6 protein-coding genes, 4 tRNA genes and 1 pseudogene are annotated in these 9,419 nt (G+C 59.6%); 2 read left to right on the top strand and 9 right to left on the bottom strand.

Annotated features, from left to right (window positions below):
* Positions 1 to 110: 110 nt before the first annotated feature.
* From ACM6IQ_RS14130 to ACM6IQ_RS14115, 4 genes are all read right to left on the bottom strand, one after another.
* Positions 111 to 186 (bottom strand) — tRNA-Gly (locus ACM6IQ_RS14130).
* 3 nt (positions 187 to 189) lie between these two features.
* Positions 190 to 265, bottom strand: a tRNA-Glu gene (locus tag ACM6IQ_RS14125).
* Positions 266 to 369: 104 nt separating this feature from the next.
* A tRNA-Gly gene (locus ACM6IQ_RS14120) sits at positions 370 to 445 on the bottom strand.
* 4 nt (positions 446 to 449) lie between these two features.
* Positions 450 to 525, bottom strand: a tRNA-Glu gene (locus tag ACM6IQ_RS14115).
* Positions 526 to 918: 393 nt separating this feature from the next.
* Between ACM6IQ_RS14115 and ACM6IQ_RS14110 the strand changes: the two genes are divergently transcribed.
* On the top strand, positions 919 to 1,677 hold the full coding sequence (locus ACM6IQ_RS14110) for a hypothetical protein (protein WP_017340142.1): 759 nt from the start codon (positions 919 to 921) through the stop codon (positions 1,675 to 1,677).
* A gap of 498 nt (positions 1,678 to 2,175) precedes the next feature.
* Here the strand turns inward: ACM6IQ_RS14110 and ACM6IQ_RS14105 are convergent, their stop codons facing one another.
* The 4 genes and pseudogenes from ACM6IQ_RS14105 to ACM6IQ_RS14090 all read right to left on the bottom strand — a co-directional run bounded on the left by ACM6IQ_RS14105 (position 2,176) and on the right by ACM6IQ_RS14090 (position 7,140).
* Positions 2,176 to 3,039, bottom strand: a complete 864-nt coding sequence (locus tag ACM6IQ_RS14105) for a methyl-accepting chemotaxis protein (RefSeq protein ID WP_414879099.1) — start codon at positions 3,037 to 3,039, stop codon at positions 2,176 to 2,178.
* A pseudogene (locus ACM6IQ_RS14100) lies at positions 3,037 to 3,261 on the bottom strand (HAMP domain-containing protein); the annotation flags it as partial. The pseudogene ACM6IQ_RS14100 and the gene ACM6IQ_RS14105, both read right to left, overlap by 3 nt.
* Before the next feature lie 987 nt (positions 3,262 to 4,248).
* Positions 4,249 to 5,631, bottom strand: coding sequence for a PLP-dependent aminotransferase family protein (locus ACM6IQ_RS14095; protein ID WP_414879096.1), 1,383 nt, complete (start codon positions 5,629 to 5,631; stop codon positions 4,249 to 4,251).
* Between the two features lie 747 nt (positions 5,632 to 6,378).
* Positions 6,379 to 7,140 (bottom strand): SDR family oxidoreductase, encoded by a 762-nt coding sequence (locus ACM6IQ_RS14090; protein ID WP_017340145.1) that lies wholly within the window; start codon positions 7,138 to 7,140, stop codon positions 6,379 to 6,381.
* Positions 7,141 to 7,376: 236 nt separating this feature from the next.
* Here ACM6IQ_RS14090 and ACM6IQ_RS14085 point away from each other — a divergent pair, with 236 nt between their 5' ends.
* The gene (locus ACM6IQ_RS14085; RefSeq protein ID WP_017340146.1) at positions 7,377 to 8,381 is read left to right on the top strand and encodes an NADP-dependent oxidoreductase; all 1,005 of its coding nucleotides are present in this window, start codon (positions 7,377 to 7,379) and stop codon (positions 8,379 to 8,381) included.
* A gap of 139 nt (positions 8,382 to 8,520) precedes the next feature.
* Here the strand turns inward: ACM6IQ_RS14085 and pyrF are convergent, their stop codons facing one another.
* A complete protein-coding gene (pyrF, locus tag ACM6IQ_RS14080; protein WP_008029289.1) occupies positions 8,521 to 9,219 on the bottom strand; it encodes an orotidine-5'-phosphate decarboxylase in 699 nt (232 codons plus the stop codon).
* Positions 9,220 to 9,419: the final 200 nt, after the last annotated feature.

Here is a 9,419-nt window from a genome sequence, read left to right as displayed (position 1 = left end):
CGCCCATGAAAAAGGCCCGCTCAGTCTGACTGGCGGGCCTTATTTTCTGGCTCGGATACACATCGCGCACAAACAAAAACGCCGCTCAATGAGCGGCGTTTTTGTGAATTTGGAGCGGGAAACGAGACTCGAACTCGCGACCCCGACCTTGGCAAGGTCGTGCTCTACCAACTGAGCTATTCCCGCAAATGGCGTCCCCTAGGGGACTCGAACCCCTGTTACCGCCGTGAAAGGGCGGTGTCCTAGGCCACTAGACGAAGGGGACACGCTGCCCGGAACACATGGTGTGTGTTTCGGTGCCCAGAGCCGTATCCGAAGACTTGGTTCTGGTTTCACTCAGCCCTGCCCGAAAGCAACGCTGTTTAAAATTGGAGCGGGAAACGAGACTCGAACTCGCGACCCCGACCTTGGCAAGGTCGTGCTCTACCAACTGAGCTATTCCCGCATATTGGCGTCCCCTAGGGGACTCGAACCCCTGTTACCGCCGTGAAAGGGCGGTGTCCTAGGCCACTAGACGAAGGGGACACACGTACAACATTCACTCCCTACCGCGTTTCGCTGTGTGCTTTACGCTGTAAGTGGCGCGCATTCTATGGATGGATTGAAGGGTCGTCAACCCCCAGATATAAATTTATTTAAATCAATGACTTCGCCCTGCTTTGAGCGGTGAATACGGCTTTTTGCTCGCCCGGGGTTTGACGCCTATATTCTGACACCCGCCAAGACGTTATAGTCCACCCACGTAGCAGATGATGGCAATGTGCACCTCACACGCTATTACTTATATAAGCAGCGTTGCGGTCGATACAGACTGAAGGATGTTCGATCCAACCCGTCGAGCGGCCCTATGCGCCCCCAAGCCAAGCCACTACACTCGCACGCGAATCCCATAAAGAGGTCTTACCGGTGACACCACTCATGATCACCCTGCTAGTCGTAGCCGGGATCGCACTATTGATCGCCATTGGGTACATGAACCATGTGGTGGAAAACAATAAACTGGAAAGGGCCCGCACCAAGGTTGAACTCAACGACCGCCTGCGTCGCTGCGGCGAAATCACCGAGACCTTTCCCGGCCAGCTGATGACACCGGCTCTCAAGCTGCTGCTGACTCGTCTTGAGCTGAACGTCTGCCAACGCCTGTTGAACCTCGAAAAGTCCAGTGCCAACCTCAAGGTGCGAATCAGTGAACTGACCACCTTGGTCGCCCAAGGCGAATCGATCCCGGTCAACAACCCGCCGGCACCGATCCAGACCGAAGCCAAAGCGAAGGACGTACGCTTCCTGCTCGAAGCGCTGCACGGCCAGATCACCCGCGCCGCACAGGATGGCTTCCTGCCAACCAACGAAGCCAAACGCTGGATCCGCGAAGTTCGCCACATCCTGGTGCTGCTGCACATCGAATTCTTCAACAACCTCGGCCAGCATTCCCTGCAGCAGAACCAGCCTGGCCAGGCTCGCCTGGCCTTCGAACGCGGCGTGCAGTACCTGCGTAAACAGCAGGAACCGCAGATCTACGCCGAACAGCTCGAATACCTGGAAAAACTCCTGGCCCGTGCCAACGCACAAGTCATGGACAACATTGCACCGGTTGAAGGCGAAGTGAACCAACTGACCGAAGGCCTCAAAGACGTCGAGGCGGATGCGGACTGGAAGAAGAAAGTGATTTACGACTGATCGGAACTGTTTTGAAGAAACCACCTGAAGAGGTGGTTTTTTTTGCGTTGAGTTTGATGGGTAATTACATTCGATAAAAAATGATCGGCTGTCAGGCCGCCATCGCTGGCAAACTCAGCTCCTACAAGAGCAGATCGGCGCACCCCCACCAAACCACGAGGCCGAGCGTTAGCTCGCCTTGCGCTTTTGATCTGACCGCCCCTTCGGGAGGCTGAGCGGAGGTTCTGCGCAGTGGGCAACCCGGCATGGATGCCGGGTTAGCCGCGCACGGCCATGGATGGCCGATCGCGGCGGGCCCACGGAGCAGGACCGGAGCGAAGGAACGCCGAGCCTAAGCGAGGGGCCGGACGCCGGGGCGAAGCGTTTTGCTTACTTTTGGGCGTCTGCAAAAGTGAGTCGCCGTAAGGGCGAAACCGCCAGCCGCCGTTACCGCAGCAATGGATATGCACACCACCACCAAGAACCTGGTCGGCTACCAGGCCGCCAAGTCCTCAAGCCTCAGAGCCTGAAATGCCCGACCATCCCCTTCAACTCAACCCCCAACTGCGCCAACTCGATACTCGACGCCGCATTCCCCTGCATCGCCAAGGAAGACTGATCCGCACTGGCTCGAATACTGGTCACACTGCGGTTGATCTCCTCAGCCACCGAACTCTGCTCCTCCGCAGCCGCCGCGATCTGCTGGTTCATCTGCTGAATCAACGACACCGCCGCCGCAATACTGCCCAAGGCACTTTCGGTCTGTAGCGCATCACTGACCGCCAGCTTCACCAACTCGCCACTGCTCTGAATCTGATGCACCGACGACTGCGCTGCCGAGCGCAAGGCACTGACCAGTCGCTCGATTTCCTCGGTCGATTGCTGAGTCCGCTTCGCCAGGGCCCGCACCTCATCGGCAACCACCGCAAACCCCCTGCCCTGCTCGCCGGCGCGCGCCGCCTCGATGGCCGCGTTAAGCGCCAACAGGTTGGTCTGTTCGGCCACGCTTTTGATGACACTGAGCACCGTGCCGATATTCTGGATTTCCGCACTCAGACTTTCGATGCTCGAACTGGCCGACGACGCCGAGTCCGCCAGTTGCTCGATCCGCGCCATGCTCTGACGCACCACCGCCTGGCCACTTTCGACCTTGCCGTCCGCCGTTTGCGCAGCCTGGGCAGCCTCCTCCGCGTTACGCGCAACGTCGTGCACGGTAGCGGTCATTTGATTCATCGCCGTAGCGACCTGCTCGGTTTCTTCCTTCTGGCTGCTCACTTCAAGATTGGTCTGCTCAGTCACCGCCGACAGCGACTGAGCCGAACTGGCCAACTGCTCGATGCCCGCCTGCAGACCGCTGACAATACTGCTGAGCCCCGCGCCCATCTGCTGCATGGCCTGCATCAATTGGCCGATCTCATCACGACGGGTCACTTCAACCGTCGCACTCAAATCGCCCGCGGCAATCTGCTGAGCGACGCGAATCACACTGCGCAGCGGTCCGACGATCAATCGGGTAATCACCCAAGCCGCGATCAGCCCGACCAGCAAGGCCAGGGCCGACGAACCGATAATCAGCAATGAGTTCTTTTTCAGCTCGGCCTGCATCGACTGGTCTTCGGCGACGTAGGCCTGGTCCACCCGCTCCACGACCTGCGCGGCGCGTTGATGCAACTGCTCGTAGACGGTTTTTTCCTGAGCCAGCAGGCCGGTGTATTCCGCCAGTTTTTCGCTGAAACCGCCGATATGCCCAACCACTTCATTGAGGACAGTCAGGTAGCCTTCATCCTTGACCGTGGTTTTCAATTGCTCAGCCTGAGTCAACGCCTGGTCGGCCTGCTCGATCTTGCCTTGCCCGGCGCTGTCGTCGCCCTTGCGGCTCTGGTCCAGGCGCACACGCGCTTCGTTCATGGCTTGCAGCATCAGCCGCGATACCTGGCTGACCTGATTGGCTTGCTCGATGAACTGGGAACCGTCCTTGCCTTCGGACTCCTTCAGGGCATAGGCGCCATCATCGGCGAGCCCGGCCTGCAACACGTCAAGATTATTGGCCACGCTGGAGACCGACCAACTGGCCATTTCCAGTGCAAGGTCCTTGGCCTGGCTCAGCGAGACGAATTCGTCAAACGCTTTGCGGTAAGCCCCCAATGACTGTTCGACGTCGCTCATCACGGGTACGTTGGCCGGCGATTGCGCCTTCAGCTGATTCGCCAGGACGACCAGGCCATCGACACCCTCGTGCAAGGCCGTGACAATTTTCGGGTTGCCGTGCAAGGCGTACTCCTGCTCGAGCAGGCGCACCTTGAGTAAGCCACTGTTGAGCGACGACATCTGTTTGAGCCCGTCGAAGCGATGGCTAATGGTTTGCAGGGACCATACGCCGATGGCCGCCACCAGGGCTGTCAACAACAGCACCAGCACAAACCCGACACCCAGTTTTTTTGCCATACCGAGGTTGGCAAAACGTCCTTGCACGGCCGAAATCATTGCACTTAGTCCCCTGACATAGTCTGTTGACGCAGATTCGCAACCGGCCTGTGTCAACACAAGTCTCTGGCGTCGGAATAATGGCAAAAAGCTACGCCTACGTCGTTTTCAGAACGCTTGAGGTCGATCCGGAGCGGTGGCCTGAAAAAACGCCCGGGCTCGCGGATCACAGGCGCAAGCCACATTGATACGCTGCCAGTCACTGGCCTCACTGGCGGGGCTGAATGCCGTCGTGGAAGACAGCAGGACGCCGAAGCGCCGTGCCTGTGTCCGCACGTGAGCGTAGTCGGACTTGCGCGATCGCGCCCAGATGAACAAACCGCCGACGGGTTTGCCGAAAACCTCCCACTCGGCATCTTCCAGCACCTGCAATGCGGCTTCTCGGTCATGTCTCAGACGCTGCCGCAGCCGCAGCACCAACTTGCGGTAAGCACCGCTGGCCAGCAGGCGGGCCAGTACCGACTCACAAAATCCGGAAGCACCCAGACTGCTGATCCGCTTGACCTCGGCCAGTCGCGAAATAACCTCGGCACCGGCCACTACAAAGCCGACCCGCAATGAACTGCTGAGGGTTTTGGAGAAGCTGCCGACGTAGATGACGTTGTCATCAGTATCCAGCGCGGCGAGACGAGTACCGGGGCCACTGTGCAGATCCGCGTAGACGTCGTCCTCAATCACCAGCACGCCGTGGTTTTTGGCCAGATGCAGAATCCGCTGCGCCACCACCGGCGTCAGGTTGCTGCCAGTAGGGTTGTGATAGAAGCTGTTGATGAACAACGCACGGGGCTTTTTCTCAAGCAGCAGTGACTCAAGCACCTCGATGTCCGGCCCGCGCGGGGTGCGCGGGACTTCGATCATCGAGACGCCATGCAGCCTGAGCAGCTCGAACAGCAAGGAATAACCGGGACTTTCGACCACGACGCAATCACCCGGTTTGAGCAAGGTACGCACGATCAGGTCGAGCCCCTGACTGGCCCCTGCTGTCGTCATGATCCGGTTTTCTTCTGCGTCGATATCCAGCGGGCTCAAGCGCTTGATGATTTGTTGACGCAACGCAAGCAGCCCCAGCGGCGAGCTGTAATTGAACAGACCAGCCATGTCGGTACGGCTGACCTCCCGGATTGCATAAGTCAGATCATCCGTTTCGCGCCAGCTTTCGGGGAGCCCTCCACCCCCCAGATTCAGCCCGCCCGCAGCGTTGAATGGCTGCAACTCCGCGCCCTCGAACCAGGGTGAATCCGCAGCGGCCAACGTGGGGGCAGCGACAATGAATCCGGCGCCATGACGCGACGCCAGCACCCCTTGAGCCACCAGCCTCTCGCACGCTTCAACGACGCTGGACAGGCTGAGTAAATTGGTCCGCGCGATTTGCCGTGCAGACGGCAAACGCGTCCCCGGTTCTATGTCGCTCTGACGCAGCCAGCACGCTAACGCGTCGACGACTTGCTGTACGACCGGCACCAAGGCCTGTCGATCGATTCTCAATTCCATGAGCAAGCAAACTCCTGTTCGTTTGACGGAATCAGTTAATCACAGGCGCGCTCGATGGGCTGTGCGACAACGCCGTCAAAACTCGTGGTTCTAACCATTTGAAACACATTGCCTGGCACTTTCACGGAGCAAAAAACGGGGGTTGGGTTGGGTTGGGTTGGGGTTGGGGTTGGGGGTACATATCCATTGCTGCGGTAACGGCGGCTATTGGTTCCGCCCTTACGGCGGGTTACTTGGAAAAGCGCCAAGTAACCAAGCGCTCTCGCCCCTGACGTACGGTGCCTCGCTTAGGCTCGGCATGCCCTCGCTCCGGTCCTGCTCCGTGGGCCCGCCGCCATCGGCCATCCATGGCCGGGGGCGGCTAACCCGGCATCCATGCCGGGTTGCCCACTGCGCAGAACCTGCACTCGGCCTTCCGACGGGGCAGATCAAGATCAAAAACAGAGCGAGGCGGCCTGGTAGCCGACCTGAGGTCCACCAAGATCATCGGCGGTGAACACACATTTCATTTCTGCCAAAAATCACTGTGGGAGCTGGCTTGCCAGCGGAATAGGCCGGGCGGTAGCCACCCCGGCCATGGATGGCCGATGGCGGCAGGCCCACGGAGCAGGACCAGAGCGAGGCACCGAACGAAAGGCGCAAGAGCGCTGGGTTCCTGGGCGCGTTTCCAAGTGACCTGCCGTAAGGGCACAACCAATAGCCGCGGTTACTGCGGAAAAGGATATATCCACCAACAACCGCCGCGAATCAGAACGCGGTAACGCCCCCATCCACTGCCAGCGAATGACCGGTCGTAAACGCAGCACCATCGCTGCACAGATACAGCACTGCACTGGCGATCTCTTCAACCTTGCCAATACGACCCACCGGATGCATGGCGCTGGCGAACTCGCCCTTCTTCGGGTCGGCTTCATAGGCGCGGCGGAACATGTCGGTGTCGATGACCGCCGGGCACACCGCATTCACGCGGATTTTTTTCTTGGCGTATTCGATGGCCGCCGATTTGGTCAGGCCGATCACTGCGTGTTTCGATGCGGCGTAAATGCTCATCTTCGGCGCAGCGCCCAGGCCGGCGACCGAAGCGGTGTTGACGATTGCGCCACCGCCTTGTGCCAGCAACAGCGGCAGCTGGTACTTCATGCACAACCAGACGCCCTTGACGTTAACGCCCATGATGGCGTCGAACTCGTCGACCGTGCCTTCGGCCAGTTTGCCTTTTTCAATCTCGATGCCGGCATTGTTGAAGGCATAGTCGAGACGACCGTAGGACCTCACCACCTCGTCCATCAGATTTTTCACATCGCTTTCCACGGTGACGTTGCAACGCACGAAGGTCGCTTCGCCGCCTGCCGTGCGAATCAGCGCCACGGTGCCCTCGCCACCAGCCGTATCCATGTCGGCCACCACCACTTTCAACCCTTCGGCGGCGAACGCCTGGGCGGTCGCGCGACCGATACCATTGGCAGCGCCCGTTACGACGGCGACCTGGCCGGAAAACGTCATGCTCATTGTTTTGTCCTCAAAGAGAAGAATGCGGGGGTTCGCTTGCGCCCAGTCTAGCCACAGGCGCTACCGCCACGGCAGCACTATCAGAAGGCCGGTTGGGCGCCCATGAGTTGCAGTGATAGAACCGCCACAGTGACTATCACTGCACTGGATCGATGTGCATTCGCCGCATCAGCCAAACTTGCGGGGCGGTCCATGAAGGTCTATCAACAAGACTTCATTCATCTTGAGTGCCTGTCATGACTACCCAGACCAATCGCCAGTTCCTGCTTGCCAAACGTCCGGTGGGCGCGGCTACCCGCGAGACGTTCACCTATCAGGAAGTACCGGTCGGAGAGCCGGCCGCGGGTCAGATCCTGGTCAAAAACGAATATTTGTCCCTGGACCCGGCCATGCGTGGCTGGATGAACGAAGGCAAGTCCTACATTCCGCCGGTTGGTATCGGCGAGGTCATGCGCGCATTGGGCGTAGGCAAAGTCGTGGCGTCGAACAATCCAGGTTTTGCGGTCGGTGACTATGTCAATGGCGCCCTGGGGGTGCAGGATTATTTCCTTGGCGAGCCGCGCGGTTTCTACAAGGTCGATCCGAAACTGGCACCGCTCCCGGTTTATCTGTCCGCACTGGGCATGACCGGGATGACCGCCTACTTTGCCCTGCTCGATGTCGGTGCGCCAAAGGAAGGCGACACGGTGGTGCTGTCCGGTGCGGCCGGGGCGGTGGGCAGTATTGCCGGGCAGATTGCCAAGATCAAAGGTTGCCGTGTGATCGGCATCGCGGGCGGCGCGGACAAGTGCAAGTTCCTCATCGACGAACTGGGTTTTGACGGCGCCATCGATTACAAGAACGAAGATGTCGTCGCCGGCCTCAAGCGTGAATGCCCGAAAGGCGTCGACGTTTATTTCGATAACGTCGGCGGCGATATCCTCGATGCGGTGCTCAGTCGCCTGAACATGAAGGCACGGGTGGTGATTTGCGGCGCCATCAGCCAGTACAACAACAAGGAAGCGGTCAAAGGGCCCGCCAACTACCTGTCGCTGTTGGTGAACCGCGCACGGATGGAGGGCTTTGTGGTGATGGACTATGCCGCGCAGTTCGCCGCTGCCGGACAGGAAATGGCCGGCTGGATGGCCAAGGGGCAGCTCAAGAGCAAGGAAGACATTGTTGAAGGGCTGGAGACGTTCCCGGAGACGCTGATGAAATTGTTCAGCGGAGAGAACTTCGGGAAGTTGGTGCTGAAGGTTTAACGCAGTTACCGAAGTGTCCACAAAAAAATGTGGGAGCGAGACCGGCTCGGCGATAGCGCTATATCAGACAACATTGATGTCGACTGATACTCCCTCATCGCTAGCAGGCTCGCTCCCACATGGGATCTTCAGCGTTTGGTCAGGCGATTTCGGCCACTACGTCTGCCAACGCCTTGGCCGGATCCGCCGCCTGGCTGATCGGACGGCCGATCACCAGGTAGTCGGAACCGGCATCCAGCGCCTGACGCGGGGTCAGGATGCGGCGTTGATCGTCCTGGGCGCTGCCCGCCGGACGAATCCCCGGGGTCACCAGTTGCAACGACGGGTGAGCCGATTTCAAGGCCTGGGCTTCCAGTGCCGAGCACACCAGACCGTCCATCCCGGCTTTTTCCGCGAGTGCCGCCAGGCGCAGCACCTGCTCCTGCGGTTCGATGTCCAGACCAATGCCTGCCAGGTCTTCACGCTCCATGCTGGTCAGCACGGTCACGCCGATCAGCAGCGGTTTCGGGCCGCTGCGCTGGTCCAGCACTTCACGGCAGGCAGCCATCATGCGCAGACCGCCGGAGCAATGGACGTTGACCATCCACACGCCCATTTCCGCCGCCGCCTTTACCGCCATGGCGGTGGTGTTCGGGATGTCGTGGAACTTGAGGTCGAGGAACACTTCGAAACCCTTGTCGCGCAAGGTGCCGACGATTTCCGACGCGCAGCTGGTGAACAGTTCCTTGCCGACTTTGACCCGGCACAGTTTCGGGTCCAACTGATCGGCCAGCTTCAGTGCGGCGTCACGGGTGGGGAAATCCAGGGCGACGATGATAGGAGTCTGGCAGACGGACATGTGCGGGCTCTCAGGCAGGACGAAATCGGCGCGCATTGTAGCGGAACCAGCGCGGCTGCGGGACCCGATGATCGGTAAATCGTCGTCGGCGCTCAGCCAAGACTAGCCCGTTCGCCGATTGTGTCGAGACCGATACACACACGACACGCCCGCAACACCCTTGTCCGCTACCCTCGGCAGCCGCAACACGTCCTTACAGC

Origin of the sequence: Pseudomonas sp. IT-P100 (genome assembly GCF_949767185.1) — a bacterium.
Lineage (GTDB): Bacteria > Pseudomonadota > Gammaproteobacteria > Pseudomonadales > Pseudomonadaceae > Aquipseudomonas > Aquipseudomonas fluorescens_B.
The sequence above is the reverse complement of the archived record's forward strand: the minus strand, read 5'-3'. Positions and strand labels throughout refer to the sequence as shown.

Coding starts and splice junctions, on each gene's coding strand:
- ACM6IQ_RS14085 (WP_017340146.1), top strand. CDS start 7,377: ATGACTACCCAGACCAATCGCCAGTTCCTGCTTGCCAAACGTCCGGTG.
- ACM6IQ_RS14105 (WP_414879099.1), bottom strand. CDS start 3,039: ATGGGCGCGGGGCTCAGCAGTATTGTCAGCGGTCTGCAGGCGGGCATC.
- pyrF (WP_008029289.1), bottom strand. CDS start 9,219: ATGTCCGTCTGCCAGACTCCTATCATCGTCGCCCTGGATTTCCCCACC.
- ACM6IQ_RS14095 (WP_414879096.1), bottom strand. CDS start 5,631: ATGGAATTGAGAATCGATCGACAGGCCTTGGTGCCGGTCGTACAGCAA.
- ACM6IQ_RS14110 (WP_017340142.1), top strand. CDS start 919: ATGATCACCCTGCTAGTCGTAGCCGGGATCGCACTATTGATCGCCATT.
- ACM6IQ_RS14090 (WP_017340145.1), bottom strand. CDS start 7,140: ATGAGCATGACGTTTTCCGGCCAGGTCGCCGTCGTAACGGGCGCTGCC.